This window comes from Anaeropeptidivorans aminofermentans (assembly GCF_940670685.1).
In the GTDB taxonomy this organism is placed as follows: Bacteria; Bacillota; Clostridia; order Lachnospirales; family UBA5962; genus Anaeropeptidivorans; species Anaeropeptidivorans aminofermentans.
Genome location: NZ_OW711693.1, coordinates 2714000 through 2737159 on the forward strand (window position 1 = coordinate 2714000; position 23160 = coordinate 2737159).

The following is a 23160-nucleotide window of genomic DNA, read 5'->3' on the forward strand; positions in this document are numbered from 1 at the left end:
GAACTTAATACAAGGCTTGTTACTTTCATATCAGGCCCTCCTTCCTTATTTGAAATAATTTACTCCTGCTTGAAAAACCTTCATGTCATAGCTGCCATGAACATTTTTATATACATTTTTACCTATGCGTTCCGTATGACCCATTTTGCCGAAAATTCTTCCGTCTTTGCTTGTTATTCCTTCAATAGCCATTGTTGAACCGTTAGGGTTAAACTTTATGTCATAGCTTCCCTTTCCGCAGTCGTCTACGTATTGGGTCGCAATCTGATTATTTTCAATAAGGCTTTTTAATGCATTCTCTTTCGCGATAAACCTTCCTTCTCCGTGACTTACAGCTACACTGAATATATCGCCGGGATTCACATTATAAAGCCATGGAGATTTATTGGAAATAATCTTTGTTTTAACAATACAGGAGATATGCCTGTTTATTTCATTAAAGGTAAGGGTAGGCGAATCCTCGTCCTGCTCACGGATTTCGCCGTAAGGCAGAAGCCCAAGCTTAATGAGTGCCTGAAACCCATTGCATATGCCTATAATAAGGCCGTCCCTTTCGTTTAAAAGCTCGTGGATTGCATCCTTTATCTCAGGGCTTTTAAATACTGCCGCGATAAACTTTCCGCTGCCTTCCGGCTCGTCTCCGGCGCTAAAGCCGCCGGGCATCGCGATAATCTGACTGTTTCTTATTTCTCTTGAAATGGATAAAATGCTTTCTTGAAGCGCTTCCTTGCTTAAATCCTTTATGATAAAGGTAGAAGCATTTGCCCCTGCCAGTTCAAAAGCCTTTTTTGTATCGTATTCGCAGTTGGTCCCTGAAAATACGGGGATAAGCACTCTCGGCTTTGCAATAGAAAAAGCGGATTTTTTCTTGTTCTTTTCTTCGTAAAGCTTAAGCTCTGGAATATTTTTATCCGTTTTATTCAGATACCTTGTTTCAAATACGTTTTCAAGGGGCATAAGCCAGCTTTCAAGTGCTTTATTATGGTCTATCATAGTTCCGTTTACATTGAAGCTGCTGTCTGATTTAGTTTGTCCTATTATTGAAAAATTAAAGCAATTAAATAATTCTTTTAATTTTTCTTCCGAAAGGGCTGTTTCTATGATATACCCTCCGTAAAGAGGGGTAAAAAGCATTTCCTCTTGGCAATTTATTTCAAAACCCAATTCATTTCCGAAGGCCATTTTTGAAATAGCTCCGGCAATTCCGCCGATACCGATATTATGGGCAGATAGAATCTGTTTTTTAACTATAAGGCTGTGAATAAGCTCATTAAGCGCATTTATTTTATCAAAATCAGGCATTCCGTATGCATCAAATTCAGTTTTAATTACTGCGATATTAGAGCCTGATTGTTTAAATTCAGGGGATATGATATCTTCCGAATCTGAAACTTTTATAGCAAAAGACACTAAAGTCGGCGGTACGTCAAGATCGTTAAAGGAGCCTGACATACTGTCCTTTCCTCCTATAGAAGGTGCTTTAAGGCCCATTTGAGCTTTAAACGCTCCTAAAAGGGCGCTGAAAGGTTTTCCCCATCTTTCAGGCTCATCTCTTAGTTTTTCAAAATACTCTTGAAATGTAAGCCTGATACCTTTCGGCTCTACTCCCGAAGCAACTAATTTTGAAACGGAGTCTATGACGGCATATAATGCCCCGTGGAAAGGGCTTTGCTCTGAAACATAAGGGTCAAAACCATAGCTCATTACTGTGGCTGAATTTGTTTCTCCTGCCGTAAGGGGAAGCTTCGCCGCCATGGCAATAGCCGGTGTAAGCTGTTTTTTTCCGCCGAAGGGCATAAGTACCGTCCCAGAGCCTATGGTTGAGTCAAATCGTTCCACAAGGCCCTTTTGGGCACATACGTTTAAGTCTGAAAGATTATTAAGCCACTTTTCACTTATATTATTGCCCGAAGGCATCGCATATTTTATTTTTTCAGGTTCTGTAACTGTAACGTTGGTTCTTTGCTCAGCGCCGTTCGTATCAAGAAAATCTCTTGAAATATCAACGATATTTTTATCATTCCATCGCATTATTAGGCGCCTTTTGCCTGTTACTCTGGCAACCTCAACAGCCTCAAGGTTTTCTTCTTCCGCGAGGGAAATAAACTTTTCTTTATCTTCTTTGGCTATGACAACAGCCATTCTTTCCTGAGATTCGGAAATGGCAAGCTCTGTTCCGTCAAGGCCTTCATATTTCTTAGGTACTTTATCAAGGTCTATTTCAAGGCCTTCCGCAAGCTCTCCTATGGCGACTGAAACGCCGCCTGCGCCAAAGTCGTTGCATCTTTTAATCAGACGGGAAGCTTCTGGGTTTCTGAAAAGCCTTTGAAGCTTTCTTTCCGTAGGGGCATTTCCCTTTTGAACTTCCGCTCCCGATGTTAATATGGAATCTTCCGTATGCTCTTTTGAAGAGCCTGTTGCACCGCCGCAGCCGTCTCTTCCTGTTCTTCCGCCGAGGAGAATAACGATGTCGGATTCCTCAGGGCGTTTTCTGATGACGTTTTCAGCCTTTGCAGCACCTACTACAGCACCGATTTCCATGCGCTTTGCCACATATCCTTCATGATAAATTTCCGCAACATGACCTGTGGCAAGACCAATCTGATTGCCGTAGGAGCTATAGCCCTGAGCTGCTCCGGTGGTTATTTTTCTCTGGGAAAGCTTTCCTTCAATGGTTTCGGAAACAGGGGTCCTGGGATCACCGCTTCCGGTTACTCTCATGGCCTGATAAACATAGCTTCTGCCGGAAAGAGGGTCTCTTATGGCTCCGCCAAGGCATGTTGCTGCGCCTCCGAAGGGCTCTATTTCAGTGGGGTGATTATGGGTTTCATTCTTAAACATAACAAGCCAGTCTTCTTCCTGCCCTGATACGTTTATTTTAGCCTTTATGGAACAGGCATTTATTTCTTCCGATTCGTCTAAATCTGCTAAAAAGCCTTTTGCTTTCAATGCTCTCATGCCAATCTGCGCCAAATCCATCAGGCATACGTATTTATCGCTTCTGCCCTTAAGGAGTTCTTCTCTTATTTCAATATAGTCATTATAAGCTTCTTTAATGGGCTTTATAAGGCTTCCGTCTTCAAACTCAATACTTTCTATTTTCGTCAAAAAGGTGGTGTGCCTGCAATGATCTGACCAATAGGTATCAAGAACCCGAATTTCCGTAATGGTAGGGTCTCTTTTTTCAATGTCTTTGAAATAATTGTGACATTCCTTGAGGTCTTCAAGACTCATGGCAAGACTTAGCTTTTTTCTGAGAGCTGAAAGACCGTCTTGTGAAAGGGCTATAAAACCGCCTAAAGTTTCGACCTCTTCTGGAATGGATACGGAAGGTTCAAGGCTTAAAGGCTTTTCAAGAGATATTTCGTGGGAATCCACAGGGTTTATGATGTAGCTTTTTATCCTTGATACTTCGTCTTTACTTAAAGAGCCTTTCAGTATATAAATCTTAGAAGACTGTACAAGAGGCTCTTCAAAAGGCTCCCCTATGGCCCTTATAGCAAGCATGGCAGAATCTGCCCTCTGATCGTATTGCCCGGGAAGATACTGTACGCAGAATGCCGTTTCCTCCTTACTAAGAGAAAGCTCCTTATGGTAAATATCAAGAGGCGGCTCCATAAATACAATTTTCAGGCTTTTCTCAAAGGTTTCGTCAGTTACGCCTTTTATGTCATAGCAGTTAAAAACTCTAATTCCTTTAAGGCTTTCAATTTGCAGATTATTCGTTATATCGGAAAATATGCTTTCAGCAAGAACGTTTGCATGAGATTTTTTCTCAATATAAATTCTCCTTATTTTATCCATATTAACCCACCGTCTGTATTTATTTTTTATAATCTTATTCTATCATGAAAAAAATATTATGTAAATTTAAAAAAGGCAAAAAACGACAGAATTAATAAATTCATTTTTTATCTTTGATACAAATTGACTTATATTTAAGGCGTTTTTGCTTCTAATTCTTAAGTAATTATGCCGTATCGTCAATTGCACGTATTGTCCTTTGTTTTATATATAGTAAATTAACCTGAAAATTTCCAGTAAATCTACTTATAGTAAAATAAATTAACTACAGTAACAAAAACCGTGTATTTTATACTTAGTAAACCTGAAAACACTTAAAAAAAGTTTTCAGGTAAACGTTCTTTTACAGTCTGCAAAGGTCTTTTCATCTTCGTTGACTTTAAATGGCTTAATATAAGCGCTTCTATTATATTTAAACCGTTTATGAAAATAGGTTTTTGTTACTGCCTTATGGCTATTTCACTATAAAGTAAATTTCATATAAAGAAGCAGCAAAAGCCTATTCCCTTAAGGTTCAAAAACACGGATTTCCTTCGGAAACGGTACATTTTTGAGCCTTCGTGAATATACGGCTTTGCTGCTGTTTAACTTTAAATTTACTATAAAGCAAAAAGTCTTTTTTAATTTACAGCAAGGATATATAGGAAGAGCCGAAGGCTTGCACCTTCGGCTCTATTGAGACTCAATCGTATATAGCAATATGCATATCCATGATAATAAGCGATTTGTAAAAATTCACTATTGCTGTTTCATGAAAATAGTGCAATGCTCGGTAATTTTCGGTTTGATTAATTTCTAAGCTTATCTATTTCTTCCAAAAGCTTATCGTTAAGCACCTTTATGTAGGTTCCCTTCATTCCAAGGGAACGGGATTCTATGACCCCTGCAGATTCGAATTTTCTTAAACCATTTACGATTACGGAACGGGTAATACCCACCCTGTCGGCAACTTTGCTTGCCACAAGAAGGCCTTCCGGCCCGTTAAGCTCCTCAAATATATAAAGGATTGCTTCAAGCTCCGAATAGCTTAAGGTATCTATTGCACTTTTAACAATAGCGCTTTTTCTGCTGTTTTCACTATTTTTTTCGTTTCTCATATAGCCTGCAATAACCGTAGCCATAAGAGAGCCTACCTCTAATATTAAAGCTTCATTTGAAGTGAAGCCTTTGCTGTCTCTGTAAACAATGCAGCTTCCTATTCTTTTGGAAGCGCTATTAAAGGGGGCTATCATGCCTACATAGCTTTTAAGGTCATTTTTCGCCTGGTTTTTAATATAAAGTTCGCTAAGCTCAATATCTGATTTGATTTCCACGATGTTTTTTATCTGGTCGTTCAGCTGAGAATCTATATAATTTCCGTCTTGAAGCCGTCTTATGTTTAAACTGAAATCTGACTCTCTCGGCTTTGATATAATAACTTTCCCCGCTTCATCTACAAGTACTACCGACGCCCTTAATACTCGACTAAGCTCCTCGGCAATGCCCGTTAAAATTTCTTTGGCGTTATCAGTATTTTGTATTAACTCCGTTAGTCGATCAATTAACTCCCGTACTTCGTTCAACATAATTAGCCTCCCTTATAAAGTCAATAGGATAATTTTATTACAAGCCTATTCTTCATCGGCCTCGATATTTTTAGTAAAGCCGCATTCCGTATTGGAGCAGACAACTTTTTTATTTTTTGTTCCCTTTTCCATAAGAAAGCTTCCGCATTTAGGACAGCTTTCCCCTGTAGGCTTGCTCCATGACATAAATCCACATTGGGGATTATTTTCACAGCCATAATATTTACGGCCTTTTTTCGTTTTCTTTATGAGTACCTTTCCGCCGCATAAAGGACATTGAACCCCTGCTTCTTCAAAAAATGGCTTTGTGTTGCGGCAATCGGGAAAGTTCGGGCAGGCAAGAAACTTGCCGTATTTTCCGTATTTAATAACCATATTGGTGCCGCATTTTTCACAGAGCACGTCACTTTTTTCGTCCTCCAGGGAAATATCTCCTATTTTTTTCTCGGCGTCTTCGATACGGCTCTTAAATTCAGGATAAAATCTTCTGATGATTTCCTTCCATTCAAGTTCTCCGTCTTCTACCTTGTCAAGGTCTTCTTCTATTTTTGCAGTAAAATCAATGTCTACAATTTCTTCAAAATTATCAGCAAGTATTTCATTTACGATTTCACCGAGTTCCGTCGTATAAAATACTTTATTTTCTTTAGTCACATAACCTCTGTTTAAAAGCGTGGTTATAATTGCAGAATAGGTACTTGGCCTGCCTATGCCAAGTTCTTCAAGGGTTTTTACTAAGGTTGCGTCTGAAAATCTTGAGGGGGGCTGGGTAAAATGCTGTGTTCCCTCAATATCCTTAACAGAAAGCTCCTGATTTTCTTCCATTACAGGAAGCTCTATGTTTTTATCTTCATCGTTTTTCTGCTTGTATACAAATAGAAACCCATCAAAAACCATTTTAGAGCCCGATGCCCTGAAATTATACTTTCCGGCGCTGATTTTCACAGTTGTTGTTTCAAAAACCGCTTCTGTCATCTGAGAGGATATAAACCTTTCCCAAACAAGCTTATAAAGCTTATATTGGTCTTTTGATAATGAATCCTTTATGTCTTCGGGGCCTAAATCTATATAAGTAGGCCTTATGGCCTCATGAGCGTCCTGGGCCCTTCCCCTTGACTTATAAACATTCTTTTCCGGAGGAGCATATTCGTCCCCGCAGTTTTCTTTAATAAAGCTTTTGGCCTCTAAAAATGCCTCATCGGAAATTCTTACAGAGTCTGTACGTATATAGGTTAAAAGCCCTATAGTACCATGGCCTTTTACGTCTACCCCTTCATAAAGCTGCTGGGCAGTAAGCATGGTTTTATTGGTGGCAAAACCCAGGGCCTTGGAAGCCTCCTGCTGCATGGTAGAAGTTGTAAAAGGCGGCTGAGGTTTTCTTGTTCTGCGGCCTTTTTTTATTTCATTTACGATAAATTTGCTCTTTTTAAGCTCATTTATGATTTCGTCTGTCTTTGCCTTGTCGGAAAGGGTAATCTTTTCATTTTCTACCGAATGAAAATTAGCCGTAAATTCAGACTTTCCTGCTTTAAGCTCTGCGCTTATGGTGTAATATTCCTGAGGATTAAAGTTTTCAATTTCCTCCTCCCTATCACAGATCATTTTTAAAGCCGCAGACTGAACACGGCCTCCGCTTAAACGCCTTTTCACTTTTTTCCATAAAAGCGGGCTTATTTCATAGCCAACGATTCTGTCTAATATGCGCCTTGCCTGCTGGGAATTCACAAGATTCATGTCGATTTCCCTTGCCTGCTTTATGGATTTTTTAACTGCATTTTTTGTTATTTCATTAAATGTGATGCGGCCTGTCTTTTTTTCGTCAAGCTTCAATGCATTATATAAATGCCAGCTTATGGCTTCCCCTTCGCGGTCAGGGTCAGTTGCTAAATAGACACGCTTTGCGCTTTTAACTTCTTTTCTAAGCTTGGCAAGAACTTCTCCTTTTCCTCGGATGGTAATATACTTCGGCTCGTAATCGTCTTCAAAATCTATGCCTATGGTGCTTTTAGGCAAATCTCTTACATGCCCTACACTAGCCTCAATTTTATAATTTGAACCAAGAAACTTTTTAAGGGTCTTCGCCTTTGCCGGCGACTCTACTATAACTAAATTATCCGCCATCTAATTCCTCCATTATCCCTATGACCTAATAAACCTCTGCCCCGGCTGCTTCAAGATAATTCCCATAAGCTCAAGCTTAATTAATATATATTGTATATTCGGAAGCCTCATATTAGTTATATGCATAATTTCATCAACTGTTACAGGGGTTAAACTGATACAATCATATACTAATTTTTCATCAGGTGCAAGTTCATTATTACCGCTTTTAATGAAGGTATTCTCTTTTTCATCTTCAATTATTCCAAGGCAGTCAAAAATATCCGTTGCCGAAGCGGCAAGATGCGCCCCTTCTTTTATCAGCATATTGCTTCCTGCACTTAGCCTGCTTGTAATATTGCCGGGAACAGCCATAACCTCTCTGCCCTGATCAAGGGCATAATTTGCAGTTATAAGAGAGCCGCTTTTTAAAGGGGCTTCAACAATAAGGCAGCCGTGACTTAATCCGCTTATAATTCTGTTTCTCATGGGGAAAAACCATGGCTTAGGCTCTGTTCTAGGCGGAAATTCGCTTACTATAGCGCCCCTTTCAAGTATAGAGGAATAGATGTTTTTATTTTCATGAGGATAGCATATATCAACACCGCAGGCCATTACGCCTAAAGTTATCCCCTTTGCATCAAGAGCTCCCTTATGGGCCATGGCATCAATGCCTTCGGCTAAGCCGCTTACAATAACGGCATTTTTTAATGCTAGATCACGGCTTAAGGTGTAGGCGGCACTTCTGCCGTATTGGCTGCATCTTCTTGTGCCTACTACGCTTATTTTTATGCATTCATCTTTAGGCATATGCCCTATTACAAACAAGCCGAAAGGAGGATTGTCAATAGTTTTAAGGAGTTCGGGGTATTCGGCATCATAAATACTTATAAAGTCAATATTCTTTCTGTCCATGTAATCCATAACTTCATTAATGTCAAGACTCTTTTTTAGCGCCAAAAGTTTCTCTTGAACTTTAGCCGGAATTTTCCCGATTTTTCTAAAGTCAGTGTCTTTTGCATTGTATATACCTTCGGCATCACAAAAAATCTCCATAAGAAGATAGATGTTCTTCACTCCTATATCCTGTAAGTGCGCTAGCCATAAAGTATATTTTTTATCTATGGAGGACATCTCCCTTTATAATTGAATGTAATAGAAATGCCGTTTCAGCGGTTCGAGAAACCCTAATCCGACAATTCCTTATTTTAGTATAATCAAAAATATAAAAACATTCAATATATAATCAATTAAAAATAGGCCGCATATGGTAGATAAAATTATGATTACAGACGAAAGGGCCTGAACTTCTTAGCATTATATACAATTTCCTGCAGTTAAATTGAAAATTTTAGCAGAATATGATATATATTATTTATATCGGCATTTACATAGTTAAAGAAATAGTATATTTTCATTAAATTTTCGCCAACAGGAGGAATTTATGGTTTCCAGAATTTTAAGCGGCGCCCTTAACGGCATCGAAGGCTACTCCGTTGAAATAGAAACTGATGTGAGCCAGGGGCTTCCCGGCTTTGATATCGTAGGCCTTCCCGGCTCTGCTGTAAAGGAATCAAGAGAAAGAGTAAAAAGCGCTATTAAAAACTCTGACATCGGTTTTCCTGTGAAGCGGATAACCGTAAATCTTGCTCCGGCCGATACGAAAAAAGAAGGCCCCTTTTTTGACCTGCCCATATCCGTGGGGATTTTAAGCGCTATAGGGATAGTCTCTTATGATTTAATAAAGGAATATTTCTTTATCGGTGAATTGTCTCTAGACGGCACCCTAAGACCCGTAAGAGGAATTTTGCCTATGGTCCATTCCGCTTTTAAAAGAGGAACGATAAATTTTATTGTCCCTTATGAAAACGCCAATGAAGCTTCCTTAATTGAAGGAGCAAATATTATCGGCATACGGAATTTAAAGGAGCTTCTGGGCCATTTTGAAAATTCCAGACTTCTTCCTTCAAGGCCCGTTAAATTTAATGAAGAAAGTATTTCAGATGAATTTTTCCCCTTGGATTTTTCCGACGTAAAGGGCCAGGAAAGCGTTAAAAGAGCCTTGGAAATAGCCTGCGCCGGCTATCATAATATCCTTATGATCGGCCCTCCCGGTTCTGGAAAAACCATGATGGCAAAAAGGCTCCCTTATATACTCCCTGATTTAAGCTTTGACGAAAGCGTAGAGGTTACTAAAATATACAGCGTGGCAGGGCTTATTGATGATAAAAATTCCCTCGTTAAGAAAAGACCTTTCCGCTCTCCCCACCATACCGTATCCTATGCCGCCCTTACCGGAGGCGGAAGAATACCGAAACCCGGAGAAATCAGTCTTTCTCACAGGGGTGTGTTATTCTTAGATGAGCTTCCCGAATTCCACAGAAATGTCCTTGAGGTAATGCGGCAGCCCCTTGAAGAAAAATCCGTTACCATTTCAAGGGCCGAAGGAACCGTTACCTATCCTTCCGATTTTCTTCTTGTAGCCGCTATGAATCCTTGCCCCTGCGGTAATTTATATAATGCCGATAAGTGTACCTGTACCGACAGACAAATAAGCAAATATCTTTCTAAAATATCAGGACCTCTCCTTGACAGAATCGATATTCATACAGAAACCACCCAAATAAGCTATAAGGACATAAAGCATGACCCTTTGTATAAAGGAGAAAGCTCCTTTGAAATTAAGAAAAGGGTTATAAAAACCCTTGAAATCCAGAAAAAACGCTATCAGTCCGAAGGTATCACCTTTAATTCACAGCTTACGGCCCCTAAAATAGAAAAATACTGCGTCCTTAACAAAGAAGGCAATAAAATGCTGAAAGACGCCTTTGAGTTAACCGGCATGAGCGTAAGAGCATATCATAAAATATTAAAGCTTGCCCGTACCATAGCAGATTTGGAAAATGAAGAGAATATCAGCCCCCTTCATCTGGCGGAAGCCCTTCAGTACAGAAGCCTTGACAGAAAATACTGGCGATAAGGCCGGAAATTTTATATCCGATTTTGAAAGGACCGCTTCTATCTATAGAAAGGATTATTTTATGAATAAAAGCATGGATATTTTAGTAACATTAGACTCCAATTATATACCGCCCCTTAAAGTAATGCTGCGTTCACTTTTTCTTACAAACCCCGGCATCTCCTTTAACATACATATAATATATTCTATAATGAAGCCGGAAGAAGTAAAGGACCTTGAAGCCTATACGAAGGCCCTTGGTGGAAGGCTCATTCCTATCTTTGTAAACGATGAACTTTTTTCCGAGGCCCCTACTGTCATGCATTATACAAAAGCAATGTATTACAGGCTTCTGGCCCATGAGCTTCTTGACGAAAGCCTTGATAAAATACTTTATCTCGACCCCGACATTCTTGTTATTAATCCCATAGGCGAACTTTATAATACAGATATTTCAGATTACCTTTTTGCCGCCGCTTCCCATACTTCGGTCATTCCCGTTATGGATAATATAAATAAGGTCCGCCTTAAAACATATGAGGCAAAGGGTTATTTTAATTCAGGTGTGCTTTTAATCAATCTTAAGCTTTGCAGAAAAACCATCAAAGAAAAGGATATCTTTACATTTATAGAAGAAAATAAAAATGAGCTTATCCTTCCCGATCAGGACGTATTAAATGCCCTTTACGGAAAAATGATAAAACCTGTAGACGACAGCCTATATAATATGGATGCAAGATATACGGAAACCTACCGACTTATTTCCATGGGTAAAATTGATACGGCATGGGTAATGGAAAACACCGTAATACTCCATTTCTGCGGAAAGAAAAAGCCTTGGCTTAAAGGCTCAATCAATAAATATGCCATGCTTTACAGGCATTATATGCGGCTTACGGAAATTTTTAAATATTAAAAATTATAAAGAGCAGGGATTTAAAGCTATAGCTTTAAATCCCTGCTTTTTATAGTTCCTTATATTTTGCCCTGTATTCCAATGGGTCTATTTTTTCATACTGCTTAAATATTGCTTTAAAATATCTTCCGTTATCATAGCCTATGTTTACGGCTATAATATTATCGTCAAAATCCGTTTCTCTTAAAAGCCGCTTTCCTTCTTCCAGCCTTGTTCTTACGGCAAATTCATAGAAGCTGTCTTTTTCATATTCCAAAAAAAGCCTGTTTAAATGGTCAGGGGTTGTTTGAACAAAAAGAGCCGTCTTAAATATGGAAATCGTCTCATAATAACGCTTTTCAACATATTCCTTGGCTTCTTTAAATATCCTTTCGTCTTCTTTTATCCTCTGGGCATTTACATATGCACAAAAACGCTTAATGTTTTCATACAGGTATTCATATGCCCCGTCTAATGTTTTTATTTCAAGAGCCAATTGCGTTGAAAAAAACTCCGGAACCTTTGTATCGCTCATATGCCTTTGCTCAAGGACACATCTGCCTATAGAAAGCATTATTTCAACGACCATCTGGGAAAAAAGCCTTTCAGGAAGCGGCTCCGCTTTTCTAAGGTAAGAAAATATATCATCAAGCAGCCTTACGCAATTGTCAAAAAGCCCTGAAGCCGCATTAAAGGCAAGCTTCTGCTCCTTTATATAAGAGCAGTTAAAGGTAATCTTCCTGTTTGCCTGAATAAAATCAATAGGGATTACAGAATTGCTGCCGAGAGAATACCTATGATTTATGCATATGGCAGATTCATTAAAAGATAAATATATATCCTCCGGCGCTTCATAGGTCCTGCCAATGCCAATGGTTACTTTAATATCGTTTTTATGAAGAATATTATTTTTTATGGACTCCGCTATTCTGTAGATATTTTCAATACCCTCTGTACCTGAAAGAATAACCGTTACAATATTAAATGAGCTTATAAAGCTTCTGGCATTATATTCTATTAAGCTTGATATGACCGTATCCAGCATATTGTAAATCATCATATGCTTGTTTTCAGGGAGCATCCCCTTATTGATATCTAAAAAATTATCAATTTTTATCTGCATGACTGTAAAATCTTTGGTCATAGCCATATTAAAATATTTAAAGTTTTCTTCTATTTCTTCCCTGTCAGAAATAATGCCGTTTACAAGATTATTTAAGAAAAGCCCTTCAAATACGGCGGCATTATTTTCAAAGCTTCTTATAAGCTTCTTTGCTTCCTCTATTTTTTTAAGGGTATTTCCGAAATAATCTGAGGCCCTTTCAAGACATCTTTCAAGCTCCGACGGTTTAAAAGGCTTTATCATATAATCAATTGCTCCGTAGGAAAGATATTTTTTTAAATATTCGGCCTCGTTAAGCCCTCCGTAAAGAATAAACCTGATTTCCGGAAATTTATTATGTATATCTGAAAGTATCCTGCCTGAATGAATACCGAAAAATTTAATATCTGCAACGATTAAATCGGGCTTTTTCTTATTTATGATTCCCGTATAGTCCGGGTCCAAATCCATAGAGGTTCCTATAACTTTAAATTTATTGTTATTTGAATTAATATATCTAGATATATTTTTTATGTTTTCGCCGTCGTTATCCCATAATATAATTTTGTGCATATGATTCCTCCGCCGAATTTATCCATTATTAGATATATCGGTAAATCTGCCTGTGATATTAATATACAGGAAGCAGAGGCCAAATAAAATTAAGTAAAGCTTCATTTATATGAAAGTAACCTTAAGACAGTAACAAAAATCTATTTTACTATGTCTATACAATATGGTGAATTTTGTTTTATCGTAAAACAAAAACAAAGCACTACAAAAACGATTCCCCACAATTTAAAAATACGGCTTTCCTTTGGAAACGCCGCATTTTTAAATTATCCCGAATATAGAGCCAATTTACTTTTATTTCGGCTGTATAAACACAGCCGGATAAGGTATAAAATAAGGTTAAGGTAAATTGATAAGGAACTTTTTACAGTGCGCCTACTATATCAAGTATCTCTTTTAAATCAGAAATAATATATGTAGGCCGAATGCCTTCCGGAAGCTCTGTGTTATGCGGATTGTACCAGCAGGTATCTATGCCGTAATTGATACCCCCTTTTATATCTGCATTTAAAGAGTCTCCTATCATAATGACCTTGCTTTTATCGGTGCAGCCGCAGATATTTAAAGCATAATCAAAAAACCTGCCGTCCGGCTTTGGGTAGCCTATCTTTTCCGATATAGCGACATAATCGATATACGGATATATGGAAGAATTGGAAAACCGCGCCATCTGGCTTTTTTCAAAGCCGTTTGTTGCTATAACCAAAGTTCTTTCAAAGCTAAGGCTTTTGCATACTTCTTCAGCCCCGTCAATAAGATAAGTACCTTCTCCCAGAAATGAAATATACCTGTCATTTACTTCTGTTATAGAAAGGTGGTTCAGGCCCATTTCATTCAGAAAAAGCTCAAAACGGATCGTACTTAGCCTTTCCTTATCGATTTCTCCCCTTTCAAACATATCCCACGATAGGCGGTTATGCTTTTTATAAACATTTACATTTTCAGCAGTATACCCTATACCGTAATAATTAAAAAGCTTTTCAAGCGCTTTTTCCATAGCTTTGCCAAAGTCATAAAGAGTATCGTCGGCGTCTAGTAATATAATTTCGTAAGCCATTTGTTTTCTCCTTCTCCTTGCAATCGTTTTAGTAAAAATATATAATTATATATTATACACAATTAAACTTAAAATAACTATATTGGAAATTCCCTAAGAATGAAAACAAATATATAATCGAGGTGCTATATGTCTGGATACAATGAAGCCGAACTGAAATTAAAATATATCAATCATATTAAGCTGAAGCTGAAAGCAAGCTTTTTAATGCTTTTGGATAACGCTGTAAGGCTCTGCCACGAAAGCGTTCCTTTTGAAGAAGAATTGCCTGAGGATTTAATTGTAATCAGAAAAAGAATCGTACACCATCTTAAAAACCTTCCTGACCTTCTTGATTTAAAAATGGAAGAAAGAACAGAGGCCATTAAGGAGTTTAAGGGGCTTAAGGAAGATATTATTTCCATAGGGGAATCCATCTACTGCTATCATTCGCTTAATAATATTATTTCTGAAATTTTTCTTCGTTATCATAAGCTTCATCTTATTAGAAGCGAAAAGGAAGTAAAAATTAATCTGAATAATTTCTATAAAGATGCCATTTCCTTTGTCACAAGAGAGCAGCATACCGATACTGCCCCTTATGACATCGCATCCCTTATGAGGTGCTTTCCTTTAAAAATGGCCAGAAACAGGTATTATGATTATGTTTCAAAAGGCATCTACGCCCTTGCAGAAGGCTCCGACGAGGAATACCTTAAAGATATTATCAGCCTTTTTAAACTTAGGTTTTTCCCGGCAGGCTTTGATTTTTACGGGAAGTATTTCCCATCGGTAAAAAATGAGCTTGATGAATACCTTAAAATAAATTTCGACGACCTTTCCCATGATGAAGTTTTAAGGCAAGCAGATTCTTTGGAAGAGAACATGGAGCTTATAGAAGAAATTTCTTCCTATGCAGGCATGCTCTATGAGAGCATAAACTACCTGCTTATTTTAACTACCTTCACTACGAATTTTGAATATATTACGGAAGAAAATCTTATTTATAAGGACATCTACTATACTGTTTCTAAAAATATAAACACCGAAGACTTTGCCCTTTACGAAGAAAATATATATCACGACCTTGAAGAAGCTACTATAATTGTAGTAGATGAAATCATAGCTCAGGAAAAGAACGGCTTTCTTTCTCTAAGAGCAGAAGATTTAAATGAATTAAGCGAAGACATGCTGGAACTTGCAAAAATACAGAGGCTTGAAACAGAAATATATTATGAGATGCTGTCAGACGCTGTGTTTTCCGTGAAACGCTCCCCTTCTTCCCCTGCGGCAGAAGAGAGTCTCATAAAAGATACCTTAAACTCTTTTGTGGAATATATGAAGGAAATGACCCAAAACCTTCCTCCGAAAATCCAAAAAATAATAAGACAGATATTCCTTGACGCCATTCCGTCTCCCTTTACAGTAAATGAATTTTATGAATATATGGTATACGCCTTTGAAAACACAGACAGCTTTGAAGAAAGGCTTCTTGCTCTTGATATGGCCGGAACAATATTTGAAGAAACAGGCTTCCTGAAAGAGCTGGAGGAAGAAGACGGTGAGCATAGCCACCATCATCATGACTGTGGCTGCGGACACGACCATCATCACCACGACCACGACTGTAACTGCGGACATGACCATCACGACCACGACTGTAACTGCGGGCATGACCATCACCACCATGACTGTGATTGCGGGCATGACCATCACTAATAAGAAATATCAAAAAGCGGCCTTTTGGCCGCTTTTTTTAACTAGAGCAGTTTTATGATTTCAGGTACAAGACCTATTATAAAGCCTAAGACTCCGCCCATATACGTTATATAATTAAGCTCTTTTCTAGCTACATCTATTACGATTTTCTCTATAGTTCTTACATCCATCTCGTTTATCTTTTCTTCAACCATATGCCTTACATTTAATTTTTCAGATACGAATGAAGCCGCCTTTTCAATTAAATTATCCTTATGATTCATTATAAATACTTTTATATTATGATACCTTTCATACCCCAGCCCTTTCATTAGGCTGCCTATTTCAAGGTTCATAAAGTCTCTTATGAGCTTGTCCGACAATTTATTAAGCATTTCATATGTTTTAGGCTCTATCTCTCTATCCCAAATTTCGGAAAGGAGCTCAAGAGCCTTTTCTTCAAAATCACTGCAGAAAATTTCAATAATATCATAAAGAGATTTATCTTCTGGAGATATTTTCCTTCTGAATTTATCTGAAATAAGAGATATAAGCTTCTGAACATTATTTTCATTTAAGAATAAGCTTTCGCCTTTAGATAAAATTTTACAAATCATATTTTCATCTATATTTTTAATAAATTCTCCCAGGGGCTTATTTAATATTTCTTCTAAATAACCTTCTGCTTTTTCATAAAGCCCTATGAGCTTTTCCGCATCGGAAATATATTCTATTGTGCTATCCTTAATGCTTTCATAGACCTTCCTGTATACCAAAGAGCCTATCAGAGAGCCTACGCTGTCATTTATAACCGTTTTTACAAGCTCCATAAGCCTTTCATTAAGCTCTATATCGCTATTTAATTTTTGGGCAATGTAAATTCCGGCTTTCGGCATATAATTCAGAAGGCTGTTCTTAATTTCCTCTTGAAGCTCCTCAGGGATATATTCCTTTATATTTTTTGTTTCCCCTGAAATCTTCAATAAAAAATCCTTAGCCATATCATCAATCAAAGGAGAAAATCCGCCTTTTGATGCAATATCTTTATATTTTTCGAAAACCTTATCCGAAACAAAACCTTCCAGAAGCAAATAATATTTTTCTGCATCCATGGAAATAAGCTTGCCCTTTATTTCTTCATAGAGTCCTTTTATAACGGCTTTCTTATTTTCTAAAATATAGCTTTTTATAGAAAGTATAAATTTTTCTTTCATTGATTCTACTGCTTCAGTATTACTCTCTAAATAGCCCGCTAAATAATCAGAAATATGCTTATCGCTTTCCGAAAGCTCTTTATAGGTCTTATCTAAAAAGTCGTTTATAATATTTTCTACCCCTGAGTTGATAACAGCTTCTTTTATGGCGCTTTCCGTTAAAAGATACCCGCCGACGGTTTCTCCCACAGAATGGGCCATACGGCTTTTGGATTTAGGCAGAAGCCCCGGAGTAAAAGGAACTTTCATTCCCATGATTCTTTTTTCATATCGCGGAAGAAAAAGCATTTTTATTGCGATTAAATTCGTAAAATATCCTACGACCCCGCATATGGCAGGGGTCACTAATAAACTAAGTTCTATTTTAAATCTTCCTCTCTTAGGTAAGTGATTCAACTTAAAAACCATTTTTTATTTTTAAGCCGGATTCGTTTTCCTTCAGTCTATCGTAAATAAACTGGGGACTTTTCAAGTTTATTTACAATCCATAAATCTTAAATATAGTATTCCATTTTTACTCTAAATTAAAAAAGGCAAAGCAAGGATTTCCCTGCTTTGCCCTTTTTATAATTTTATCTTTTGGGCAGAACATTAAAGCGTTCTATAATTTCATCCTCATTTAATTTATACGATAAAGTCATAAGGCTGTCTGTTAAATGAACATTTTCAAATTTAACACCTGCTTTTTTATCTAAATCAATATGGGAAAAATTCCAAATTCCCTTTACCCCCGAATTGGTGACGATTGCGGCAACCTCTTTTGCATTCGCCTTGGGGAGCGCCAAAACAGCTATGTCTATAGGATTATTTTTAAGATAATCAGGAAGAGTATCAACATCTCTTACTTCAATGCCCCTTATGGTCATGCCGATAAGCTTTGGATTAATGTCAAAAAGCGCTTTGAAATAAAAGCCCCGTCTTTCAAAATTAACGTAATTGGCCAAGGCCTGGCCTATATTTCCGGCCCCTATTATCACTATGGAATATTCCTTGTCAAGACCAAGTATCTTCTTGATTTCATTATACAAAAGCTCCACATTATACCCATAGCCCTGCTGGCCGAAGCAGCCGAAATTATTAAGGTCCTGCCTGATTTGAGATGCGGTTATATTCATTTTATTAGAAAGTTCCTTTGAAGAAATCCGCGTAATTCCATTATCAAGTAAATCTCCCAAATATCTGTAGTACCTCGGGAGCCTTTTAATAACTGCAAGAGATACCGATTTTGAATTGTCCATTTTTTTCCTCCCGATAATACCTGCCTATAGCATATTTATAAACTGCCAAAGCGGTATTTTATAGAATAAAAATAAAATTTCATGTATAAAAAGCTAAGATCTTTATTTTTCATACTTAAAATTTTATTGCTTTGAACCAGAAATACATAGTTCTTAGGCCTGCAAACATGCCTTGGAACGTACTTGAAATAATAGGAGTTTTAAAAATCTTCATACTATTCGCTATTGCAAATTAAATTAATATTTATAGAAAATTGAGTAATAGCATTCTCCTATACTGTATAGTATAATTTTTCAATAAATTTTTGTCAATCTTTTATGATAAATTAACAATCCCTTTATTAGACTCGGTTTTTCTGTTATTATGTATAGTGTGATTGAATTTAAATGAAATAGCAGCATTGTCAATTTGTTTTTCTCATATTTTATGCTCTCTAAAGCCAAATACTTACAGCGGTATAAAAACAAATCGACTATAAGCCTTAAGTTTAATAAAATTTGTTATTATTTTTATCAGTGCAAATGAATAATAAAACAAATGAATAAATGCTGCAAAAAATGTAGTGTTTCCTAAGAAAAGCCGTGTTTTCAAATCATAGAGAATAGTCTTTATGACTGCTTTGTTTTACTATAATTAATTTAATTTTCAGCTTAAATCAAGCTGATTGAATATAATCGGAGGAAATATGGTTCTCTCATGTAAAAATGTATCAAAAGCTTTTGTTACAGACGTAGTCTTAGATAATATCAGCTTTCATCTTGAAGATAATGATAAAATGGCCATCGTAGGCGTTAATGGTGCCGGTAAAACTACCCTTTTGAGAATTATTACCGGTGAAATGGTGGCGGACAGCGGTGAGATTTATATTAGAAACGGCGCAAAAATGGGCTATATGTCCCAGCTTTTTGAAATGAATCCTGAAAACACTGTTGAGGAGGAGCTTACTTCCGTATTTACGGAGCTTATCGCCCTTGAAAAAGAGCTCATGGCCCTTACGGCAAGAATGCCCTCTTTAAAAGGCAAAGAGCTTGAAGATATTATGAGTGTTTACGACAAAAAGAATTTTATTTTCGAGCAGATGGACGGATATAAATACAAATCAAAAATAAGAGGAATTATAAACGGTCTTGCTTTTGACCGTTTCGGAAGCTTAAAAATAGAAAAACTCTCCGGCGGCCAGAAAACTCAGGTAGCCCTTGGCAAGCTTCTTTTAAGCGAGCCTGATTTGCTCCTTCTGGACGAGCCTACAAACCATCTGGATATAGAGTCGGTAAAATGGCTTGAGGACTTTTTAAGGGCTTATGAAAAGGCTCTTATCGTCGTTTCCCATGACAGATATTTCTTAAACCGTATCGTGGGAAAGGTATTTGAAATAGAAAATACCCACGGCTTTATGTATAAGGGCAATTATTCTTTTTATGCAAAGGAAAAGGAGCTTATACGCCAAAGCCAGCTTAAAAGATATATAGACCAGCAGAAAATAATTAAAAAGCAGGAGGAATCCATTAAGCTCCTCCGCTCCTTCAATAGAGAAAAATCCATTAAGCGGGCCGAAAGCAAGCAGAAATTATTGGATAAAATTGAAAGGGTCGACAGGCCGGAAGACTTGCCCGATACCATAAGAATAGACCTAAGCCCTAAAATTCAAAGCGGAAATGATGTTTTATCCGTTCAAGACCTTTCTAAAAGCTTTGGGAATAAGCTTATATTTGAAAATGCCTCTTTTGAAATAAAAAAGGGCGAGAAAATTGCTTTGATAGGTCCTAACGGCGTAGGCAAAACAACATTATTCAGAATAATTATGGAAGAGATTTCTCAAAACTCCGGCTCCATAAAAAAAGGACGGAATGTCATTGCCGGATACTATGACCAAGGCCAGCTTTCCTTAGATGAAAATAAAACCATAATAGAAGAAATTTCAGATGCCTACCCCAAGCTTACAATGGGAGAAATCAGAAATGTCCTCGCCGCCTTTGTTTTCACAGGAGATGATGTATTCAAAAAAATATCCGCCCTTTCCGGCGGTGAAAAGGGCCGTGTCTCCCTTACGAAAATAATGCTTTCCGGTGCAAATTTCCTGCTTCTCGACGAGCCTACAAATCATTTGGATATGTTCTCAAAGGAAATTCTTGAAGATGCCCTGAAAGGCTATGACGGGACCCTCTTTTTCATATCTCATGACAGATATTTCATCAATGCCTGTGCCGATAGGGTTATAGAACTTAATAAGCATTTTACGACCTCTTATCTTGGTAATTATGACTATTATCTTGAAAAGAAAGCGGAGATTTTTTCTTCTGAAAATGCACCCCAGATGATTACAGACGCAAAAAAGGATTGGATAGAGAAAAAGGAAGCCGATGCAAGAGACAGAAAGCTTAAAAACCTGATTAAAACCCTTACCAGAAAAATCGAAGAAACAGAAACCCATATTGATAAACTGAATCAAGAGCTTGAAAAGGACAGCGTAAACACAGATTATGAAAAATCAGCAAAATTGTATAAAGAAATAGAAGAAAATGAAGAAATTTTACTTGAGTTATACGAAAAGTTAGATAATGCTAATAATTCTTAAAGAATAGTTGATATCGCTACTTTTGGGTGATATAATTGTATTAAATAAATATAGAGAATATCAAAGGGCCTGTTTTTAATATCTTATTTTGTTTTACACTTTTGTTATTTCTTTTAGTTTATTTGATATAGTTACGATTTTACTATAAAACCGAAAGGAGCTGTTTATGAATGAAAGATTTTTTACAATCACTTGAAGACAGACGAACCTGCTATGCTATTAGTGATAAATCTCCTGTATCCGACGAGAGAATTGAGGAAATAGTCAAGCACTGCGTAAAGCATGTGCCTTCTGCTTTTAATATGCAAAGCGGAAAAGTCCTTCTGCTTCTGAATGAAAACCATAAGGCCCTCTGGGACATCGTAATGGAAGCTCTTAGAAAAATAGTTCCTGCCGAAAAGTTTGTCCCTACAGAAGAAAAGATTAATTCCTTTGCAGCAGGCCACGGTACAATATTATATTTTGATGATACTGAAATTACAAACGGCCTTGCGGAAAAGTTCGCAGCATATAAAGACAATTTCCCTGTTTGGGCACAGCACGCCAACGGAATGCTTCAGCATGCCATATGGTGCGCCCTTAAAAATGAAGGCCTCGGCGCTTCTTTACAGCATTATAATCCCCTCATAGATGATGAAGTTTCAAAAAAATGGGATGTTCCGAAAACATGGAAGCTTATCGCCCAAATGCCTTTCGGTGAGCCTACTGCAGAGCCCGGCCCCAAGGAATTTGCTCCCATAGAAGAAAGACTTAAAGTTTATAAATAAGATAAAATACATAAAGAAGCTGTTGCAAATAAACTTTGCAGCAGCTTCTTTATGTTTATAGTAAATTTAAAGTTAAACAGCAGCAAAGCCGTATATTCACGAAGGCTCAAAAATGTACCGTTTCCGAAGGAAATCCGTGTTTTTGAGCCTTAAGGGAATAGGCTTTTGCTGCTTCTTTATATGAAATTTACTATTAAGGCCTTTTGCGCTTTAAACAAGATACAGGAATTACTTTAAAATGCTATACCTTCTTCTGATAGCTGGCTGTATTAAAGTTATGAGGCTAATTTTACATAACTTCTTTTGTTAATATAAAAGGCCTTAGAAAAAGGGCAGCTGTGATTCAAATATACCCTGTTTGCTAAGAAAGTGACGGTTTAAATTTGTAAAATAAATCTAAATTTTATTGGACTGAATCTTAATTTAATATTAAGAATTATAACCAATATAGTTAGTTACATCTTACTTGACATTATTTTTCAGTTAGAGTATACTAACAATAGAATTAAATTGATATTATTTATTTTATTTTTCAGCATAAAATCTAAGGCATTTATGCTTTATGATTCAGAAACTTAAAACAATACTATTAAAGCAAATAAACTAAAAAAGTTTTTAAGTTTAGTACTATAATCATAAACAAATACGCACTTGACAAGAGTTTACAAGCTTATGCTTGTATTATTTTCAAGTGCCTTTCGTATAAATTAAAATGCCTTATGGTTTTTATTTTTCATATATTTGTTAGCTTAACGCAAGATTATAACTAAAATACTTTGTAAAGGAAGTGATGATACTTTAAATTATTCTATAGCAAATTAATTTATCTCAGTAATTTAAAATCAGTAATTTAAAAATAATAAAGATATATTGAAAGAGGTGCTTAAATGTCAAATCCGCTGCTTAAAATAGATGATCTTCATGCCTTTGTGGAGGATAGGGAAATATTAAAAGGACTTAATCTTACGGTTAATATCGGTGAGGTTCACGTCATTATGGGCCCTAACGGAGCCGGAAAATCCACTTTGGCCAATATTATTATGGGTCACCCGGGCTATGAGGTTTCCGAAGGCAGTATTACCTTTGAAGGAGAAGATATAACCGAAGAAAAACCTAACGAAAGAGCCAAGAAGGGCCTTTTTCTGTCTTTTCAAAACCCTGAGGAAATCCCCGGGGTTACTATGGAGAATTTCTTAAGAACTGCCCGTATTGCAATAACCGGTGAAAATGTGAAGGCCTTTGCCTTCCATAAGGAAACGATAGCAAAAATGAAAGAGCTTGAAATGGATGAAAGCTATGCTTCCCGCTATGTGAATTTAGGTTTTTCCGGCGGCGAAAGAAAGAAAAGCGAAATTTTTCAAATGCTTATGCTGAATCCTAAACTTGCAATCTTGGATGAAACCGATTCCGGCCTTGACGTAGATGCCGTTAAAATTGTTTCTTCCGGCGTAAACAAATTTAAGAATGAAAATAACGCTATCATTATAATTACCCACAATACGAAAATTCTTGATCAGCTCCATGCAGACTTTGTTCATATACTCATGGACGGAAAAATCGTTAAAACCGGCGGAATAGAATTAATCGATAAAATTAATGAATCCGGCTATGTGTCCTTAGAGAGGTGATTGGA

14 protein-coding genes are annotated in these 23160 nt (G+C 37.0%); 6 read left to right on the forward strand and 8 right to left on the reverse strand.

Features of this window, described 5'->3' with window-relative positions; genetic code table 11:
* Positions 1-45: 45 nt before the first annotated feature.
* The 4 genes from NBX03_RS11450 to dprA form a co-directional block, all read right to left on the reverse strand.
* Positions 46-3804: a phosphoribosylformylglycinamidine synthase gene (locus NBX03_RS11450; protein ID WP_250227910.1), complete on the reverse strand. Its 3759-nt coding sequence runs from the start codon at positions 3802-3804 to the stop codon at positions 46-48.
* Between the two features lie 788 nt (positions 3805-4592).
* Positions 4593-5369 carry a GTP-sensing pleiotropic transcriptional regulator CodY gene (locus tag NBX03_RS11460; protein ID WP_323373231.1) on the reverse strand — a complete coding sequence of 259 codons (777 nt, stop codon included), beginning with the start codon at positions 5367-5369 and terminating at the stop codon, positions 4593-4595.
* A 45-nt stretch (positions 5370-5414) separates the two neighbouring features.
* Positions 5415-7490 carry a type I DNA topoisomerase gene (gene topA, locus NBX03_RS11465; protein WP_250227911.1) on the reverse strand — a complete coding sequence of 692 codons (2076 nt, stop codon included), beginning with the start codon at positions 7488-7490 and terminating at the stop codon, positions 5415-5417.
* An 18-nt stretch (positions 7491-7508) separates the two neighbouring features.
* On the reverse strand, positions 7509-8546 hold the full coding sequence (dprA, locus tag NBX03_RS11470; RefSeq protein ID WP_250227912.1) for a DNA-processing protein DprA: 1038 nt from the start codon (positions 8544-8546) through the stop codon (positions 7509-7511).
* 367 nt (positions 8547-8913) lie between these two features.
* On the opposite strand from dprA, the gene NBX03_RS11475 reads away from it, so the two are divergent.
* Positions 8914-10449: a YifB family Mg chelatase-like AAA ATPase gene (locus NBX03_RS11475; protein ID WP_250227913.1), complete on the forward strand. Its 1536-nt coding sequence runs from the start codon at positions 8914-8916 to the stop codon at positions 10447-10449.
* Positions 10373-11344, forward strand: a complete 972-nt coding sequence (locus tag NBX03_RS11480) for a glycosyltransferase family 8 protein (RefSeq protein WP_250227914.1) — start codon at positions 10373-10375, stop codon at positions 11342-11344. The genes NBX03_RS11475 and NBX03_RS11480 overlap by 77 nt, the downstream gene beginning before the upstream one ends.
* Positions 11345-11393: 49 nt before the next feature.
* Here NBX03_RS11480 and NBX03_RS11485 read toward each other — a convergent pair whose 3' ends face one another.
* Both NBX03_RS11485 and NBX03_RS11490 read right to left on the reverse strand, forming a co-directional pair.
* Positions 11394-12998 carry a helix-turn-helix domain-containing protein gene (locus NBX03_RS11485; protein ID WP_250227915.1) on the reverse strand — a complete coding sequence of 535 codons (1605 nt, stop codon included), beginning with the start codon at positions 12996-12998 and terminating at the stop codon, positions 11394-11396.
* 364 nt (positions 12999-13362) lie between these two features.
* Positions 13363-14055: a YjjG family noncanonical pyrimidine nucleotidase gene (locus tag NBX03_RS11490; protein WP_250227916.1), complete on the reverse strand. Its 693-nt coding sequence runs from the start codon at positions 14053-14055 to the stop codon at positions 13363-13365.
* A gap of 129 nt (positions 14056-14184) precedes the next feature.
* Here NBX03_RS11490 and NBX03_RS11495 point away from each other — a divergent pair, with 129 nt between their 5' ends.
* The gene (locus tag NBX03_RS11495; protein ID WP_250227917.1) at positions 14185-15753 is read left to right on the forward strand and encodes a hypothetical protein; all 1569 of its coding nucleotides are present in this window, start codon (positions 14185-14187) and stop codon (positions 15751-15753) included.
* A gap of 41 nt (positions 15754-15794) precedes the next feature.
* Here NBX03_RS11495 and NBX03_RS11500 read toward each other — a convergent pair whose 3' ends face one another.
* Both NBX03_RS11500 and NBX03_RS11505 read right to left on the reverse strand, forming a co-directional pair.
* Positions 15795-17342: a DUF445 family protein gene (locus NBX03_RS11500; protein ID WP_250227918.1), complete on the reverse strand. Its 1548-nt coding sequence runs from the start codon at positions 17340-17342 to the stop codon at positions 15795-15797.
* A gap of 176 nt (positions 17343-17518) precedes the next feature.
* On the reverse strand, positions 17519-18184 hold the full coding sequence (locus NBX03_RS11505; RefSeq protein WP_250227919.1) for a redox-sensing transcriptional repressor Rex: 666 nt from the start codon (positions 18182-18184) through the stop codon (positions 17519-17521).
* Positions 18185-18870: 686 nt separating this feature from the next.
* Between NBX03_RS11505 and abc-f the strand changes: the two genes are divergently transcribed.
* The 3 genes from abc-f to sufC all read left to right on the forward strand — a co-directional run bounded on the left by abc-f (position 18871) and on the right by sufC (position 23155).
* On the forward strand, positions 18871-20760 hold the full coding sequence (gene abc-f, locus NBX03_RS11510; protein ID WP_250227920.1) for a ribosomal protection-like ABC-F family protein: 1890 nt from the start codon (positions 18871-18873) through the stop codon (positions 20758-20760).
* Between the two features lie 170 nt (positions 20761-20930).
* A complete protein-coding gene (locus tag NBX03_RS11515; RefSeq protein ID WP_250227921.1) occupies positions 20931-21527 on the forward strand; it encodes a nitroreductase family protein in 597 nt (198 codons plus the stop codon).
* 887 nt (positions 21528-22414) lie between these two features.
* Positions 22415-23155 carry a Fe-S cluster assembly ATPase SufC gene (gene sufC / locus NBX03_RS11520; RefSeq protein WP_250227922.1) on the forward strand — a complete coding sequence of 247 codons (741 nt, stop codon included), beginning with the start codon at positions 22415-22417 and terminating at the stop codon, positions 23153-23155.
* Positions 23156-23160: the final 5 nt, after the last annotated feature.